16 protein-coding genes are annotated in these 18663 nt (G+C 32.2%); 9 read left to right on the forward strand and 7 right to left on the reverse strand.

Features of this window, described 5'->3' with window-relative positions:
* Positions 1–124: 124 nt before the first annotated feature.
* From B8T70_RS05195 to B8T70_RS05205, 3 genes are all read right to left on the reverse strand, one after another.
* Positions 125–1081 carry a GSCFA domain-containing protein gene (locus B8T70_RS05195; RefSeq protein ID WP_086894159.1) on the reverse strand — a complete coding sequence of 319 codons (957 nt, stop codon included), beginning with the start codon at positions 1079–1081 and terminating at the stop codon, positions 125–127.
* A gap of 72 nt (positions 1082–1153) precedes the next feature.
* Positions 1154–1954 carry a hypothetical protein gene (locus B8T70_RS05200; protein WP_086894160.1) on the reverse strand — a complete coding sequence of 267 codons (801 nt, stop codon included), beginning with the start codon at positions 1952–1954 and terminating at the stop codon, positions 1154–1156.
* A gap of 193 nt (positions 1955–2147) precedes the next feature.
* A complete protein-coding gene (locus B8T70_RS05205) occupies positions 2148–2963 on the reverse strand; it encodes a hypothetical protein (protein ID WP_086894161.1) in 816 nt (271 codons plus the stop codon).
* A 130-nt stretch (positions 2964–3093) separates the two neighbouring features.
* On the opposite strand from B8T70_RS05205, the gene B8T70_RS05210 reads away from it, so the two are divergent.
* On the forward strand, positions 3094–4839 hold the full coding sequence (locus tag B8T70_RS05210) for an ABC transporter ATP-binding protein (protein ID WP_039117533.1): 1746 nt from the start codon (positions 3094–3096) through the stop codon (positions 4837–4839).
* Positions 4840–4895: 56 nt separating this feature from the next.
* Here the strand turns inward: B8T70_RS05210 and B8T70_RS05215 are convergent, their stop codons facing one another.
* From B8T70_RS05215 to alaS, 4 genes are all read right to left on the reverse strand, one after another.
* A complete protein-coding gene (locus B8T70_RS05215; RefSeq protein ID WP_086894162.1) occupies positions 4896–5675 on the reverse strand; it encodes a hypothetical protein in 780 nt (259 codons plus the stop codon).
* Between the two features lie 213 nt (positions 5676–5888).
* Positions 5889–6656, reverse strand: a complete 768-nt coding sequence (locus B8T70_RS05220) for a hypothetical protein (protein WP_086894163.1) — start codon at positions 6654–6656, stop codon at positions 5889–5891.
* A gap of 180 nt (positions 6657–6836) precedes the next feature.
* Positions 6837–7607 carry a hypothetical protein gene (locus tag B8T70_RS05225; RefSeq protein ID WP_086894164.1) on the reverse strand — a complete coding sequence of 257 codons (771 nt, stop codon included), beginning with the start codon at positions 7605–7607 and terminating at the stop codon, positions 6837–6839.
* 196 nt (positions 7608–7803) lie between these two features.
* Positions 7804–10443 (reverse strand): alanine--tRNA ligase, encoded by a 2640-nt coding sequence (gene alaS, locus B8T70_RS05230; RefSeq protein WP_086894165.1) that lies wholly within the window; start codon positions 10441–10443, stop codon positions 7804–7806.
* A gap of 202 nt (positions 10444–10645) precedes the next feature.
* Between alaS and B8T70_RS05235 the strand changes: the two genes are divergently transcribed.
* The 8 genes from B8T70_RS05235 (at position 10646) to B8T70_RS05270 (ending at position 18456) form a co-directional block, all read left to right on the forward strand.
* On the forward strand, positions 10646–11623 hold the full coding sequence (locus B8T70_RS05235) for a M23 family metallopeptidase (protein WP_086894166.1): 978 nt from the start codon (positions 10646–10648) through the stop codon (positions 11621–11623).
* A 1-nt stretch (position 11624) separates the two neighbouring features.
* Positions 11625–11957: a MerR family transcriptional regulator gene (locus B8T70_RS05240; protein ID WP_035619327.1), complete on the forward strand. Its 333-nt coding sequence runs from the start codon at positions 11625–11627 to the stop codon at positions 11955–11957.
* A 32-nt stretch (positions 11958–11989) separates the two neighbouring features.
* Positions 11990–12571, forward strand: a complete 582-nt coding sequence (locus B8T70_RS05245) for a LemA family protein (protein ID WP_035619329.1) — start codon at positions 11990–11992, stop codon at positions 12569–12571.
* A gap of 77 nt (positions 12572–12648) precedes the next feature.
* Positions 12649–13086 (forward strand): TPM domain-containing protein, encoded by a 438-nt coding sequence (locus tag B8T70_RS05250; RefSeq protein WP_039117528.1) that lies wholly within the window; start codon positions 12649–12651, stop codon positions 13084–13086.
* Entirely contained in the window at positions 13086–13889 is an 804-nt protein-coding gene (locus tag B8T70_RS05255) for a YgcG family protein (RefSeq protein WP_039111446.1), read from the forward strand. The genes B8T70_RS05250 and B8T70_RS05255 overlap by 1 nt, the downstream gene beginning before the upstream one ends.
* Positions 13890–13964: 75 nt before the next feature.
* Entirely contained in the window at positions 13965–14378 is a 414-nt protein-coding gene (locus B8T70_RS05260) for an Rrf2 family transcriptional regulator (protein WP_035619335.1), read from the forward strand.
* A 247-nt stretch (positions 14379–14625) separates the two neighbouring features.
* Positions 14626–17175 carry a TonB-dependent receptor gene (locus B8T70_RS05265; protein ID WP_086894167.1) on the forward strand — a complete coding sequence of 850 codons (2550 nt, stop codon included), beginning with the start codon at positions 14626–14628 and terminating at the stop codon, positions 17173–17175.
* Positions 17176–17718: 543 nt separating this feature from the next.
* Positions 17719–18456 carry a DUF2490 domain-containing protein gene (locus B8T70_RS05270; RefSeq protein ID WP_086894168.1) on the forward strand — a complete coding sequence of 246 codons (738 nt, stop codon included), beginning with the start codon at positions 17719–17721 and terminating at the stop codon, positions 18454–18456.
* Positions 18457–18663 lie beyond the last annotated feature (207 nt).

Raw genomic sequence — 18663 nt, forward strand, 5'->3', positions numbered from 1 at the left:
CATATCCAATTTACAAAATTGTAAAAAATATACCTCAATACTTTACATAATTATCCAAACTTATTTTAAAATTAAGGACTATTGTAAGTATATTTCTACTTTAACTTCAAAACAAAGAACGGATTTAAAACTTAATATGAGGCCATTTCTGTTCTATCTTTTTTATTTTATAACTTAGTTTTGATAAGAAAGTACGATGCTGTTCAGAATCAGGATTGAAGCTTCGATGGGAAAGCCCTTTTTGTATTTCGGATACCTCTTTCATGATAAGAATCCCTTCTTTAGAAATATAGTTTTCACTGAATTGCTCCCAAATATAATCGATAGCAACTTGATTAGGATGTAACATATCTTCGGTATAAAAACGATAGTCACGAAGTTCGTCCATCATGATTTCGTACGAAGGAAAATATTTAGTTTGCAGTTTACAGTATTCAGTATTCAGAGTATTGTGCAGAGAAGAAATCAAGTTGGATTTACTCCATTGATTCTCCACAAAACCATCTTTTATATGGCGTACTGGCGAAACGGTAAAAATAATCTTTGCTTCAGGATTTATCGAAGTGATTAAATCTATTGTTTTCTGAATACTATCTTTTATTATATCTACAGATAAAAGCTCTTTTATAAATTGCTTTTGTGGCACTTTATGGCAATTAGCCACAATCTCATTACTTTCTATATTTCTATAAATCCAAGAAGTTCCATAGGTAATAATGATGTGAGTAGATTCAGTTAATTGTTGGTACAATTTTTTAATAATCTCATTCAGATTATTAATTAAATCTTCTTTATTTGTGTTGCTCAAATCTGAATGTACATCAAACGAATGCCATCGTTCGTTATGAAAAAACACATCGCTCTCGGTAAATGTTTTTTGTGAAACTGCAAAGTTTATCAATTTTTCAATCGCCAACGGATGAAACAAAATTCCAAACGGATTACAACTATTATTGAATTTAAAATAATCCAATTTCTCCGCCATATTTACTGCAAAACAAGAACCAAAGGACAATACTCTAGAATTATAATCGATAGGATTGTTACTTTGCGAAATAGGGATTTGGGTTCTGAATTGCATAATCGTTGTTTCGTGTAAATTTCGTCTATTTTTTATAAATACGAAAGCACGATGCAATGACATTCCACTTTTTTAATAGGTATATGATAATCTGTATCCTAACTTTCCATCATTATAAAATGCTTTTGTTAGTACATACCCTTCGGAATCGTAAGTGTAAGTGGCTGTATTTGTAGATTTATAGGGCGTTATTGAATTTCGAAAAGAAGTTATATGCATCGCCAAATCCTGTAAAGATGTGGTATGTGTAGTTTCAATAATATTATTAATAGAATAGTCGACATCTAACAACAAACCAATTCCTATAACATTTTTAAGTGGACTGTTATTTGTATCATACTTAAAAGCTACAATATCGGCACTGCCATAATCTTTACTCTCTTTATCTACCTGTTTTATAATATTGCCATTCTCTAATGTAAATGTTCCAGTCGCAATTTCTGTTGTAGTATTCAATTTATCATTATAAAGATGTACGCTATAGCTTACTGTTTTATCCTTATTATAAGTATACTTTTTTAAGAACTTCTGATTATTAAATATATGAACAGCTTCTTTTAGCTTATTATTTTCATATTCATACAAAGTACAATAAACCAATAGCTTCTTATTAGAAAAATCTTCTTTTTTCGTAATTAAATCTCCAGTATAGGTAAAAACTGTTTTTGATCCATTATCATCCAGAATACTTTCGATTTTGTTACCATTATACCTATAAGTGGATTCATAATTATCTGAAGGAAAATCAATGTATTTATAATATTTGGCTTTAGGCAATTTTATATTCCCATCTCCTTGTTCTGCATTGTTTTTAGAACACGAAGTCAGTATTAACAAAGAAGCAACTAAAAAATAGTGTAATTTTTTTTCCATAATGTCGACATGATAATAAGCAACAAAAAGAAAGATTTTAACTGTAATTAGGTCACAAAAAAAGGTTTAAAAATATCATTTTAAGGCACAACTTGTGTTTGTGTTTATTCTAAAATTTCAACTGTTTTTTTTAATAAAAAACCCAAATACTAAAAAAGTATCTGGGTTTCTCAAAATTAAAAGTTCGCTTTAATTAATACGTATATTCAATCTCATATTCTATCGTTTTACCATCACCCGCAAATGATGTATGCTTTGCTGGATAACCATTATCATTGTAAATGTAAGTTGTTAAATATACAGAAGGTTTTGGGTAATCTGACCTTGTACTAGTTATTTTTATAACGTTATTGCTGCCAAATTCGCTAATTTCATTAAGTAACAAACTAAATCCTAATACATTTTTTAAAGGATTCTTTTTAGCATCATACTCATAAACTCTTATTCCATTACCAAAACTATTGCCTGTATTGTTCACCTCGCTCTTAATAAGATTTCCATCTTTGTAGGTCAAATTACCCGTTCCTTGTTTAGTTTCGACTTGTGTTTTTGAATCAATACCATATACAATATAAGAAATAGTACCATCTTGATTGTGTGTATAAACAGTCTTAGTGATATATACACCATTAGGATTCGCCTCTGAAATACCTGTTTTATAAATTCTAGTTTTTAGTTTCCCATTTTCATATGCATAGGCAACTTCTCTACTTTTAGTTTCTTTACCTTTCTCATCTAAACTAAATTCTTCCTGTTTTGTGATTATACTTCCATCATAGGTAAATATTGTTTTTGAAGTCTCATCGATAATATTCAAAATTTTATTCCCGCTATAAGTATTAATACTTTTACTATTTGTACCTAAAAAAGAGGACGGATAAATATACGATATTGTTTTAGGCAAGATTGATATGTCTTCTGTCGGAACAGCAGTAGAATTATCATCATCTGATGAGCATGAAGTTAGCACTAATAAAGAAGCCGTGAATAAATAGAGTAATTTTTTCATTTATAGATTTAGGTTTTTTGGGCAAATATAGAAGAATTCAAAATTATTAGCTTGATAAAACCCAAATAATCAGAATTACTAAGCCAATCTATTTACTACTTTTGCATCTCCTATAAATTAAAATTCTCAAATGAAATTACTATATTCTTATATAATCAAACATAAAATGCTGTTGTTTCTAGCCTTGATTATGGCGTCTATAAACATCTGTTTCAGTTTATCCGATTCTGTTATTACTGGTAAATTAATGCAAGACTGCGGTGTTGGATTAGCTAAATACAAAGGAAATGAAATCGGTTTTATTAAATCTGTAGCCTTTTGGCTAGGCCTTTCGCTTGGTGCGGCGATGATTTCCAGAATTACCAAAAACTTTCAGGATTATTTCACCAATGTTGTTATCCAGCGTACCGGCGCTCAAATGTATACTGATGGTATTAAAAAATCTCTGGATTTACCTTTTGCTGAATTTGAAGACCAACGTAGTGGGGAAACATTAAGCAAATTAACCAAAGTACGTTCTGATTCCGAAAAATTAATCACGTTATCTATTTCTTTAATTTTCCAAACAGTTATCGGGTTTATATTTGTAATTGTTTATGTTGCTAGAATTGATTACCGTATCTCGTTAATCTTTTTAGTTACTGCTCCAATTATAGCTTTAGTAAGTTCTTATCTGGGTAAGAAGATAAAAATTGTTTCTCGCAAAATTGTAAATCAAACCAATGCATTAGCTGGTTCTACTACCGAAAGTTTAAGAAATATTGAACTTGTAAAAAGTCTTGGATTAACATACCAGGAAGAAAAACGTTTGAATTTAAATACGTTTAAAATTTTACAACTTGAATTACAAAAAATCCGTTTTATAAGAAGTTTAAGTTTTATTCAAGGTACTACGGTTCACTTTTTAAGAACCTGTGTCGTGTTTACTCTATATTATTTCTTGTTTGGACAAAAAATCATCGTGGGTGATTTACTTACTATGGTATTCTTTACTTTTTTCATTTTTGGTCCTTTACAAGAATTAGGTAATTTTATAATTGCGCTAAATGAAACAAAAGTTTCAATGGAAAACTTTAAAACCTTATTAAGTGCTCCAAAAGAATTCCGTCCAAAGAATCCTAAACACGTGGGCGCTATTAGATCTTTACTTTTCTCGAATGTAAGTTTCCAACACAAAACTGCTAAATATAAAGCTGTAGAGAATATTAACTTTGATATTAAGCAAGGACAAACCGTAGCTTTTGTGGGACCATCTGGTTCTGGAAAAACTACTTTAGTTAAATTATTAGTCGGTTTATATACTCCTGCCGAGGGTAAAGTATTTTATAATGATATCGATTCTACCGAAATTGATTTATTAGATTTAAGAAAGCAATTAGGTTTTGTAACCCAAGATGCTCAATTATTCTCAGGAACAATCCGTGAGAATTTACTATTTGTAAGACCATCTGCTACTGATGAGGATTTATACGATGCTTTAAAAAGAGCCAGTTGCGAGACATTATTACATCGTGCCGAAGATGGTTTAAACACCACAATTGGCGAAGGTGGAATTAAAGTTTCAGGTGGAGAGAAACAACGTTTATCTATTGCTCGCGCCATCTTGAGAAATCCGAATTTATTGATTTTTGATGAAGCAACTTCTGCATTGGACTCTATTACCGAGGAAGAAATTAATACTACAATTAGAAATATATCCGACAAGAACAGAATTACGGTTTTAATAGCACATCGATTATCTACCGTAATGCATGCCGATAAAATATTTGTTTTGGAACAAGGAAAAATTATCGAACAAGGGAAACACGATGATTTAGTACTCGAAAAAGGATTGTATTATGCTATGTGGCGTCAGCAAATTGGTGAAAGAAAATAGTCATAAAAAAAGCCCAATATCTATTAAAAAGATATTGGGCTTTTTTTATAAATAAACTAATAAAAATACTCTTTGGTAGTTCCTGTATCTTCAAAATTATCAAATGATTTTACTGGATAACCATCCGCATTATATGTTATTTTTAATGTTGTAGTTTTAGCATCATAACCATATGTTTCAGAAATTATATTACGCAAAACTCCTGATGCTTCACCGTATGTGAAAGCAATTTTATCCATGCCTAAAATATTCTTTTCAGGGTTGTTTTTAGTATCATACGTATATTTGAAATTTGGTGAATTTGTACTTACAATCTCACTTACTTCTCCATTTAAAAAAGTAATAGTTGAGTATTTAAACCAATCTTCGCTATACACTGACACTGTACCATCTGCATTATAAACATAAAATTCATAATGATCCCATTTCTCTTGTCCAGGTTGTGTACTAAAAAATTCAATTATTTTTTTATCTCCATCATACTTATATGTATCTATTTGATCTATAGTTCCATCTGCAAATTTATACTCCAATTTAGTGATTAAATCTCCTGAATATGTATAATACATCCCTGGCTTGGTATCATTATATAATTTACTAACTATCTTATTTCCATCATAATTATAAAGAATTGTTGTCACCAATCCTTTTTCATCTGTACTAATTATTTTTTTTACTAAAATTTGATTATCAATTATTGGATTAGATTCTGGCTTGGGATCAATTATAGGTTCAGTTTTAGTTATTGGCTCAATATCTCTCCCGTCAGTGTCACTAGAACAAGAACTCAATACAAATAAAGAGGCTACCAAAAAATAAAATAATTTTGTTTTCATAATATATTTTCATTTAGAATAATTGTCTGCAAAAAGAAACATTTTTATCAAACTAAACATCTATAGCATGTCTTATATATAACATTTTAAGACATATTAGCTCGAGTGCTCTTCTCTTTTAATACTATGAATAACAAATTATTTTACTCCATAAAAAAAGCCCAACATCCTTTTTAGTAGACATTGGGCTTTTGTTTTTCTTTTAAAAATCAACTAGTAAAAATATTTCGTAGATACTACTTCACCTTGAAAATTATCAATAGATTTTTCTGGATAGCCATCTGCATTATATGTTATTTTTGATGTTTTAGTAACTCCATTATCAATCTTTTGGGAAATGATATTATGCACATTTCCTGAAGCTTCTCCATCTGCAAAAGAAGTTTTATCCAAACCTAGAATGTTTCTATGCGGGTTGTATTTAGTATCATATGTATAAACAAAACTAGATAAATAATCTGAATCAATTTTAGTAACCTCTCCTCCTACAATCGTAAGAATTGAAGTCCCTTCAAAATCAGTTTGAATTTTATCATTTCCCGAATATGCTTTAGCAGTAATAGTATTACCTGCATTATAAGTATAAACTTCTTTAAAACCCTCTTTTAATTCTGTATCAACTCTTACAAAAACACTTAATTTTTTATTAATATCATAAGTATATGTATTTTGCTGAAGTATTGTCCCGTCAGCAAGTTTAATCACCATTTTTGTAATTAAATCCTGGCTATAAGTCCAATAAACTCCTCCTTCTTCATCTGAGTCAATAGTACTAATTAGTTTATTTCCATCATATTTATAGTTCAATATAACAATAGAACCATCTTCGTGCGTTTGAACCATTTTTTTTAACAAAACTTGATTTTCCGTTTTTGGTTCAGTTTTGGTTATTGGTTCAATATCTCTTCCATCAGTGTCACTAGAGCAAGAACTTAACACAAATAAAGAAGCTACCAAAAAATAAAATAATTTTGTTTTCATAATATAAATTTTCTTTTAAAAATAATTCATTGCAAAAAGAAGCTTTTTAAACAAACTAAACCTCTGTAAACCATCATATTACAATACTTTACAATAAATTAACTTGAATGCTTTTCTCTTTTAACAAAACCATCCATTTAAAGTGTAAAGCATTTTGTTCATTCCATAAATTTATTATTATTAATAAAAGTATTCTAACATTTTGCGCCCATTATCAGATGTAATCAAGTAGTTATCACTATTATAAATATTCGAATAAATAAGTGTGACCTCATTATCTTTTCCGTATCTTAGTATTTCTTTTGTTTTATTATTATTTAAACCTACTTCCCTACCAAAAACATCTGAATTGAATATTAAACTAGCTCCAACAATGTTTTTAAAAGGAGTATTTTTAGTATCATATTCCATTAAACTAACATTATAAGGACTAGTAAACATTTCAGCTTTGACTATGTTCTTATTAGAATCTAAAGTTAGGGCACTAAGCGTCATTAGTTTCTGTTTTTGTGTTAAAGGATCAATGTCAATATAAGTTGCTGAAATTTTGCCTTCCACATCATAAGAGAAGATACCTTGCATGGTATTTATTCTATTTTCCGAATAAACCTTTAAAGAAGATCTTAATTTATTACCCTCATATGCAAAAGTTGTTGTGTTTGAATATGCTTTACCATTATGGATTTCTGTTTGAACTGTTTTTGTTATTAAATCCCCAGTATATGTAAACACTGTTGTTGCTCCATCATCATAGATTATTTTGTCTATTTTATTTCCTTCATAGGTATAAATTGCGGTTCTAACAATCCCATTTCCATTAGTTTCGATAGATTTCTTTAACAGATTCTGGCTTTTTGGTGTAATAACAACGTCATCTTCCTTAGTTTCATCATTAGAACAAGAAGTTAATACTAATAAGGCACTAAATAAGTACAGTAATTTTTTTTTCATTTTTTTAACAGGTTATAGATTAACAATTAGCGTGTAAATATAAAAGACTCAGCTCTTAAAAACCTAATAAAATTCATTTTTTTGTAATAAAAAACCCAAATAAAACAATATAAATTGCTATTTGGGTCTTTATTTTAATTCATTATTCTTAAATTTTTAGATACTTAGTATCTAAGAACCTTAGTAACTTAAAACCTTACTTCACATAATCAATAGCTTTCGCTAAAGCTTCTGGAATTCCATCTGCATTTTTTCCTCCTGCAGTAGCGAAGAAAGGTTGTCCTCCTCCTCCACCTTGGATATATTTCCCTAACTCACGAACTACTTGTCCTGCGTTTAGTTTTTTATCAGCAACTAATTCTTTAGAGATATAACACGTTAACATAGGTTTTCCTTCTTCGGCTGTAGCCAATACTACAAATAAATTTGTGTAAGAATTACCTAGTTCATAAACCAAATCTTTAGCTCCTTCTGGAGATAAATCTACTTGTTTTGCTAAGAATTGCACACCATTAATTTCTTGTAATTCCTTAGCCAAATCTCCTTTCATGTTTTTGGCTTTATCTTTTAATAAAACTTCTAACTGTTTTTTAAGTTTAGCATTTTCATCTTGCAATGAAACAACTGCTTTTATAGGATCTTGTGCATTTTTTAAAACTGCATTAATCTCTTTTAATTTTTCTGCTTGATTTGCAAAATATTCTTTCACAGCTCCCGAAGTTATTGCTTCGATACGACGAATTCCTGATGCAACTGCACCTTCGCTCACTATCTTGAAATACCAAATATCAGCTGTATTGTTTACGTGAATTCCTCCACATAATTCCATACTATCTCCAAATTTAATAGCACGTACATGATCACCGTATTTTTCACCAAACAAAGCCATTGCTCCTTCCTGAACTGCTTGCTCAAATGGTACACTTCTTCTTTCTATTAAAGGCAATTGCTCCTGGATTCTTGCATTTACAAAATCCTCTACTTGCTGCAATTCTTCATCAGTTACTTTTGAGAAATGTGAAAAATCAAATCTTAAATGTTTCGGGCTTACTAATGATCCTTTTTGCTCTACATGCGTTCCTAAAATAGAACGTAATGCCTGATGCATTAAGTGCGTAGCTGAGTGATTTGAAGCTGAGCTTTTTCTTGTACTTACATCTACAAAAGCTTTAAAAGTCTCTGTTAGATTATTCGGAATTTCTTTAGCAAAATGTATAATTACATTATTCTCTTTCTTAGTATCAATTATATAAATTACATCTCCGTTACTAGCTTCAAAATATCCTTTATCTCCTACTTGTCCTCCACCTTCTGGATAAAAAGGTGTCATATTAAATACGATTTGATAGATTTCTCCATCTTTAGCACTTTCGACTTTACGGTAACGAGTAATCTTTACCATTGCTTCGGTACGGTCGTATCCTATGAATTCTTCATCTTCATCATCAATCAAAATTTGCCAATCTCCCGCTTTTACTTTCGAAGCTGCACGAGAACGCTCTTTTTGTTTTTGTAATTCTGATTCGAAACCTGCTTCGTCTAATTTTAATCCTTTCTCAGAAAGTATCAAAGCTGTTAAATCGATTGGGAAACCATACGTATCATATAATTCGAATGCTTTTTTACCCGAAACAACTTTATCAGTGTTATTTGCAATAATATTATCTAGTAATACCAATCCCTGATCCAGTGTACGTAAAAATGAATTTTCTTCTTCACGAATTACATTTGCACAAAGTTCTTTTTGCAATTTAATTTCTGGAAACGGAACTCCCATTTGTGTGCTTAGTGTATCTACCAGCTTGTAAATAAAAGGCTCTTTGGTATCTAAAAATGTAAATCCATAACGAATAGCACGACGCAATATTCTACGTATTACATATCCTGCTCCTGTGTTAGATGGTAATTGTCCATCGGCAATTGCAAATGCAACAGCACGAACGTGATCTACTACTACACGAATAGCAATATTAGTTTTGTTTTGTTCTTCACTTATATTTTTAACTTCATCAGAAGTATATTTAAAACCTGTAATTTGTTCTACTTTTTCAATAAGTGGTGTAAAAACATCTGTATCATAATTAGAGGTTTTTCCTTGTAATGCCATACATAAACGCTCAAATCCCATTCCGGTATCAACGTGCTGTGCAGGAAGTTTCTCAAGAGATCCATCGGCTTTACGGTTGAATTCCATGAATACATTATTCCAGATTTCTACCACTTGTGGATGGTCATTATTTACTTCTTCTCTTCCAGGCTTCAATGCTTTTTCTTCCTCTGTACGTAAATCAACATGAATTTCCGAACATGGCCCACAAGGTCCCTGATCACCCATTTCCCAAAAATTATCCTTTTTATTTCCAAGAATAATTCGGTCTTCAGCAACAAGAGTTTTCCAGATATCCCAAGCTTCCTGATCAAAAGGGACATTATCTTCTTTGCTTCCTTCAAAAACAGAAACATACAGATTTTCCTTTGGAATTTTATAAACTTCAGTCAATAATTCCCATGCCCAGTTAATTGCTTCTTTTTTGAAATAATCTCCAAAAGACCAGTTTCCAAGCATTTCAAACATCGTATGGTGATACGTATCAAAACCTACATCTTCTAAATCGTTGTGTTTTCCTGAAACACGAAGACATTTTTGCGTGTCGGCTATTCTAGGACTTTTTGGCGTTCCATTCCCTAAAAAATATTCTTTAAACTGGGCCATTCCCGAGTTATTGAACATAAGGGTTGGGTCGTCTTTAAGAACAATTGGAGCAGATGGAACAATTAAATGCCCTTTGCTCTGAAAAAAGTCTAAAAATTGCTTGCGTACGTCTTGTGATTTCATATTTAAATTTGAAAATGTGCCAATTTGAAAATGTGTCAATTAAAAATGTGATAATTTTTTTATAATTAATTATCTAATTATCCCGTTATCTAATTGACTAATTATTTTTTTATTATTGAAAAAAGGGCGGAACAACTGAAACATTTATTAAATTTGTTCCACTAACATTTTTACAGTGTGCAAAAATAGGGTATTTTAAAATATGGCGAAAGTAAAATATTATTACGATTCGGAAAATTTGGCCTACCGAAAAATAAAAACTAAAAAAAGGACTAAATTTGGCTTTATTGTCTTGTTTTTAGTTGCTTCGACGTTGTTTGGTTTTTTAGGTTTTGTTATTTTATTGAACACTCCTTACTTTGAAACTCCAAAAGACCGCTTACAAACTCGTGAAATTGAGAATTTGAAGTTGAATTATTCGATTTTAAATAAAAAAATGGACCAGATTGATGCTGTTGTTGAGAGCCTTGAGGAACGTGACAATAATTTATACCGAGTTTATTTTAACAAAAAAGAAATTCCAGATTCAATACGAAAAGCTGGTTTTTCGAGAATCGAAAGATATAAAGCTTTAGAAGACTACAATAATTCGCAATTGGTAATTAAAACCACCAAAAGAATCGATGTTCTTTCTAAACAATTAGCAATACAATCGAGATCATTAGACGAAATTTTGAAACTGGCTAGTGCCAAAGAAGATTTATTATCGGCAATTCCTGCCATTCAGCCAGTACAGAACGAAAATTTAAAACGTATGGTTTCTGGTTTTGGTTATAGAACAGATCCATTTACCAAAGTACGTAAGATGCATGAGGGTATGGATTTTACGGCCAAAACAGGAACTCCTGTTTATGCCACTGGAGATGGTGTTATAGATAGAGCCGACAGTAATGCCTCTGGTTTTGGAAATCATGTCGTAATTAGGCACGGTTTTGGTTATGAAACTTTGTATGCCCATTTAAGCAAATACAACTGCCGACCTGGTCAAAAAGTAAAACGTGGTGACGTTATAGGCTATGTAGGTAGCACCGGAAGATCAGAAGGACCTCATTGCCATTACGAAGTTCATAAAGATGGTAAAGTAGTAAACCCTCTTAATTTTTATTACGGAAATATTTCGGCGGTGGAATATGTTGCCATTTCGCAATTAGCAAACCAAGAAAATCAATCATTAGATTAAAATGCATATAGAATTACAACCTGATAAACGATATTATAGTATTGGCGAAATCGCCAAAGCATTTCATGTGAATGCTTCTTTGATACGCTTTTGGGATGGAGAATTTGATATTCTTAAACCCAAAAAAAACGCTAAGGGTAATAGAATGTTTACACCTGAGGATGTGAAAAATTTACAATTAATTTTCCACTTAGTTAAAGAACGCGGTTTTACGCTGGAAGGTGCCAAAATTCACCTGAAGGAAGGCCAAAAGAAAACATTAGATAAATTCGAAATAATACGTAAATTAGAGACGATAAAAACACAATTGACTGAAATTAAAAACGAATTGTAAAAACAAATCAATAAACTTAAATTAAAGCAAATATGAAAAAATGGTTAATCCCTGTAGGAATTATTGTTGTACTAATCGCTATTATAGCTTTTTGGTCAATTGGAATTAAAAATACTGGTTTAAAATATAACCAGGCAGTAAACAAAGAATGGGGAAATGTAAACACAGCTTACCAACGTCGTAATGACCTTATCGGAAACTTAGTGAATACGGTAAAAGGTGCTGCTGATTTTGAAAAATCTACATTGACTGCTGTTATCGAGGCTCGTGCAAAAGCAACTGCGGTAACAATAGACCCAAGTAATGTTACTCCAGAACAATTGGCTCAATTTAACCAAGCACAAAGCGGTGTATCTTCATCTTTATCTAGATTATTAGTTTCGGTTGAGCAATACCCAACTCTAAAAGCGAATGAAAATTTCTTAAAGTTACAAGACGAATTAGCTAGTACAGAAAATCAAATTCTTACTGCAAGAACTCGTTTTAATGAAGCTGTTCAGGAATACAATGGTTACATATTATCAATTCCTAACAAATGGTTCTTAGATTATAAAGAAAAACCATATTTTGAAGCTGTTGCTGGAGCTGATAAACCTGTAGAAGTAAAATTCTAAAAAAATTGATAAACGATTTTTGATTGTAGAAATACTAAATTTAAAAATCATTATTATTCATCTAAAAACTAATTTCAATGTCAAAAGTAGAAGATTTTTTAACCAAGGAAGAAGAAGAAGCAATTGTTGAAGCTATTCGTGTGGCCGAAAAAAATACTTCTGGCGAGATTAGAGTTCATATAGAAAAATCAACTTCTAAAGCCCATTTTGATAGGGCTTTGGAAGTTTTTCATGAATTAAAAATGGACGAAACACATCTTCAAAACGGTGTTTTAGTTTATGTTGCCGTAGACGATCATAAGTTTGTTATTTGCGGAGACAAAGGAATAAATGATGTTGTACATCCTGATTTTTGGGACTCAACCAAAGAAGCAATGGCAGCACAATTCAAACAACAAAATTTTAAACAAGGACTTATTGACGGTATCTTGGTAGCGGGTGAACAATTAAAAAAATATTTCCCTTGGTCTGCTGACAATACTAACGAATTATCAAACGAAATATCTAAAGGATAATGATTACACCCAAACTAAATACCTCGATTTTCCTAAAATTAATCGTTTGTCTGTTCTTTACTCAAATAGGTTTTGCTCAATTTACAATTCCTGAAAAACCAAAATTTCAGACTTCTGTTTACGATTATGCAAATGTTTTAAGCCCTACAGAAAAAGCACAGTTAGAAGAAAAACTAATTCGTTACTCAGATTCTACTACTACTCAAATTGTTGTAATTACCATTGAAAGCCTTAAAGGTGAAGACATTGGTATATTAACTCCAAAATGGGGACAAGAATGGGGAATTGGCGGAACAGCAAAAAATGATAACGGAGTTCTTATTTTATTGGCTAAAGCCGAAAGAAAAATATGGATATCACCTGGTTATGGTCTTGAAGACAAATTAACTGCTGGTATTGGTGGTGAAATTACCCGAAATATTATTATCCCTGAATTTAAAGCAGGAAGTTACTACAAAGGTCTTGACAAAGGCGCCGATGCTCTTTTTGACGTTTTTAAAGGAAAATATAAAGGAAGCCGTAAACAAGACGAAGGACAAAATTTCCCTTTCATCATGTTCATTATTATTGTAGGTGTTATCATATTTCTTATGTCAAGAAATAAAGGTGGTGGCGGAAACTCCGGAAATAGTGGCGGTGGAGGCCCTAGCCTACTCGACGTAATCATTTTAAGCAATCTTGGCCGAAGTGGCGGTGGTGGTTTTGGCGGTTTTGGTGGTGGATCATCTGGCGGAGGCGGCGGTTTTGGTGGAGGCTTTGGCGGAGGAGGATTCTCTGGTGGAGGTTCTGGCGGAAGCTGGTAGTTTTCATTTTTCAGTCCCAATTACCTATCACAGTTTAAAAACTTATAATATATTTGCAAATCATAATTTATAATAATGTTATCACATAAAGCCAAATATGCTCTTAAAGCATTACTTTATTTAGCGGAGCAAGACGAAAATCACATTTCTAAAACTATAGAAATTGCTGAGGGCGCCAATATTCCTAAAAAGTTTTTAGAACAAATTTTACTTGATCTAAAAAGAGGGCATTTTGTGAGTAGTAAACAAGGAAAATATGGTGGTTATTATCTTATAAAATCCAAAAACGATATTACATTAGCCGAAATTCATCGTCTTTTTGATGGAGCAATTGCGCTTTTGCCGTGTGCTTCATTAAACTTTTACGAACCTTGTTCTGATTGTAAAACGGAGTCAGAATGCCACTTAAGACACGGCTTAATGCTTATTAGAGACAAAACTTTACAAGCAATGCAGGGGATTACAATAGCCTCATTAGTAGAAAAATAAAAAAATATATTCTAAAGTCTAGTAATTATGTAGAATTTATATATATTTGCCAAAAATAAACACACACTAATTAAAACCAACCTTATGAAACCACTTAAAAGAATCCTTGTCAAAAAGACAAGTCGGCTGCAGAGTAGCATTTCAAAATTAATTGCAAAAAACAATACCAGTTCTATTTTATGTATGTGTATGTGCTAGTAAAAAAAATTTAATTTAAATTCTACTAATTACATATACTTAATATAAAATGAAACAATCTATAAAAAATACACTTACAATACTATTCGTTTTAACCTTCTCTATATCATTTGCACAAAACATTGAAGGCGTTGTTACAAATAGCGAAAATATTCCCTTAGAAGCCGCTAATGTTATCATAAAAGGAACAACCTCTAATACAACTACAGATCAAAGCGGAAAATTTAGCATTGACTCCAAAGGAAAACTCCCACTAACCCTCTTAGTTCAATATATTGGCTACAAAACTGCAGAGATAGAAATTACAGCTTTACCAATAACCACTCCATTACAAGTTACTCTTAACGAAGAAAATGCCCTTATAGAAGTAGTTGTTTCTTCAAGACGAAGAATAGAAAAAGTTCAAGATGTGCCTATCGCCATATCAGTTATAACTGGTAAACAAGCAGAACAAACAGGAGCATTTAACGTAAACCGTATAAAAGAACTTGTTCCATCAGTACAACTATATTCATCTAACCCAAGAAATACAGGAATCAACATTCGTAGTTTAGGTTCTCCTTTTGGTCTTACAAATGACGGAATCGATCCTGGTGTTGGTTTTTATGTAGATGGTGTATATTATGCCCGTCCAGCAGCAACAACATTAGATTTTATCGATGTAGAACAAATTGAAGTGCTACGTGGACCACAAGGATCTTTGTTTGGTAAAAACACAACTTCGGGTGCATTTAACATTACTACTCGTAAGCCAAGCTTTACTTCGGGTGCAGACTTTGAAGTGAGCTACGGAAATTTTGCTTTCTTGCAAGCCAAAGCTTCGGTTACTGGTGCTTTAGGAAAAAAAATAGCAGGTCGTTTATCTTTTTCAGGAACACAACGTGATGGTTTAGTAGACAATATCGTTACCGGAAGAGCTACAAACACACTAAACAATCAAGGAATTAGAGGACAACTACTTTATACTCCTTCAGAAAATACTAATATTATATTAGCCGCAGATATTACAACACAACGTCCTGATGGATATGCTCAAGTTGTTGCTGGTGTTGCTCCTACTCAAAGAGCTGGTTATCGCCAATTTGATGTCATTATTAAAGATTTAAACTATCAATTACCAAGCTTAAATGCTTTTGATCGTAAAATAGATCAAGATACTCCATGGCGTTCAGGACAAGATTTAGGAGGTATATCTCTTAATGTTGATACAAAAATTGGAGGTGGTACACTTACCTCGACCACAGCATGGAGATTCTGGAATTGGGATCCATCAAATGATAGAGATTTTACAGGATTACAAGTATTAGCAAAATCGCAAAACCCTACAAGACAAACACAAATAACGCAAGAAGTTCGTTATGCGGGACAACTTTCATCTAAAATAAGTGGTGTTGTTGGTGTATTTTTTATCGACCAAACATCTAAAACAAACGGTACCGAAGAATCTGGTAATGCACAATGGAGATTTTCACAAAGCACCACTAGCCCATTATGGAAAACTCCAGGTCTTTTTGAAGGATACGGAATAAAAACCGATGCAAGAATCAGATCATCTAGTGCTGCTGTATTTGGACAATTAGACTGGGCAGTAACAGAACGTTTACATATATTACCTGGTTTACGTTATAACTTTGATAAAAAAGAAGCCGATTACACTCGTACAACATACGGAGGTTTACAAACCACTGATCCAGCATTACTTGCTTTAAAAAAATCTGTTTATAGCGATCAGGCTTTTACATCAGATACTGACAACACAGACTTTTCTGGAAATATAACAGTTACTTACAAAGCTTCAGATAAAATTAATGCTTACGCTACTTATGCAAAAAGTTACAAACCAGTTGGGGTAAACGTAGCTGGTCTTCCAACAGATGCAAAGGGACAACCATTACTTGATCTTGCAGTAATTAAACCTGAAAAAGTAAACCATTACGAAATAGGCATAAAAACATCACCTTTTAAAAACTCAATATTCAACTTAGCATTCTTTAATACAGATATTAAAGATTTCCAAACAAATGTTCAAGCTGCTGAATTGGGTGTTAACCGTGGATATCTTGCCAATGCAGATAAAGTACGTGTAAGAGGTGTAGAACTAGATGCTAGCTTTGTATTCAGTCAACATCTTACAGTAAATGCAGCTGCAACTTATACAGATGGTAAGTATGTAAAATTCACAAACGCACCACTTCCATTAGAAGAAACAGGAGCTCCAGTAGCATTTAAAGATGTTTCGGGAACTGATTTACCAGGTGCATCAAAATGGGCTGGATCTTTAGGAGGCGAGCTTTCTGATAAAGCAAAATTCTTCGGAAATGCTGGTAAAATTTTCGTAGCGATAGATTCTTATGCTCGTTCTGAATTCTCATCAAGCCCATCAGCTTCAAAATATTTAGTAGTTCAAGGCTATGCTATTTTTAATGCTCGTTTTGGTTTCCGTGCAGCCGAAGGTTTATCTGTTCACTTCTGGGGACGTAACCTTTTAAACAAAGATTACTATGAGCAATTATTGCCTGCAGGAGGAAACACAGGACAATATGCAGGAGTATTAGGCGACCAAAGAACTTATGGAGTTACTTTAAAGTATTCTTTATAGCAGAACTTTATTCAACATAAATTAAAAATCTATTAACTGGGATAAGTTTTAAATAACTTGTCCCAGTTTTTTTATTCAAAATTGTCTCAAAAAAGGAACGCGGATGGCGCAGATTTACTAAAGTAAAGACGCGGATAAAAACGGATTTTTAGAATAATTTTCTAATCCTTTTAATCTGTGACAAAAAAATTAACCGCAAAGTTCACAAAGTTTTACGCAAAGAATACAAAGTTTTTTAATCGTTTTAATCATCCAAATCTTCGGCAGTAAAAAGAGAATACGTGTAAAAAGAAAATCAGTTTTTATCCCCGTTTTCGCCTAGCGAATCCGCATAATCAGCGTACCTTCTTTATCACAGATTATAAAGATTTCTCAAAATAAATAAATTTTAAAATCCGTTTTTTATCCGCGTTTTCGCCCGAGCGAATCCGTATAATCCGCGTTCCCTATTTCTCTGATAGCATCCAAATCACAAAATCGAAACAAAAGTCGATTTAATTATCAATATCAATTGTATATATTCGCAGCCTGAATAACAGCTGAATGAAATCTTGCAGATTACTTTTTTTTCTCGTACTAACAAGTCAATTATTGACAGGACAAACCAAAAAAAATATCGACCAGCAAACTCTTACCTGGATAAGATATTACAATATATTGCCGTTAAGCCAAAAGTGGTCCTTACATTCTGAAATTGATAATCGCAGTTTTCTCAATCCTATTCACGAAAACCTATGGGTTTTAAGAGTTCAGGGAAGATACCGAGCAAATAAACTTATTGATCTTGGTGGAGGTCTCGCTTATTTTAATGTCAATACCCAGAGTACAGAAATTGATACCGATTTTTCGATTCCAGAATACAGAGCACAACAAGATATTACACTTATAAACGACATTGCAAAAATCACTTTCCACAATCGTTTTCAGCTAGAAGAACGCTTTATTCACAAAGCCAATCAAGAAGAATTACTCGATGGTTACTCTTTTTCCTTTCGATTTCGGTACCGTTTACAATCTACATTTACCCTTTGGGAGAAAGAAAAACGAAGCTTAAAAGGAACCATTTCTGATGAAGTCTTATTCAATTTCGGAAAAGAAATCAAGAGAAATACCTTCGACCAAAATAGAATTTATGCTGCATTACGTTATCATTTTAATCCAAATGTTGGCTTAGAACTTGGCTACTTAAAAAACTTTCAGCGAAGAGCGAGCGGAGTCGATTTTTACGACAGAGATATTATCAGACTTACACTTTATCACAGAATTAATCGGAAAATGTGAGAGCGTGAAGACTTGAGAATGTGAGATGAAAAGATGCAAGATGCAAGACGAAAAGATTTGGCTAAAGCCCTTTTCCTCTTAATCATTAATATCTCCAGCTTTAGCTGGAGCCAATTCAAACTTTAAGTTTTTCTAACTTTGTTTCTTTTGAACCTATAAAACCTTAGAACCTTTGTTGCTTTGTCCCTTTGAACCTTTGTTGCTTCC

Source organism: Flavobacterium sp. AJR (assembly GCF_002156885.1).
GTDB lineage: Bacteria > Bacteroidota > Bacteroidia > Flavobacteriales > Flavobacteriaceae > Flavobacterium.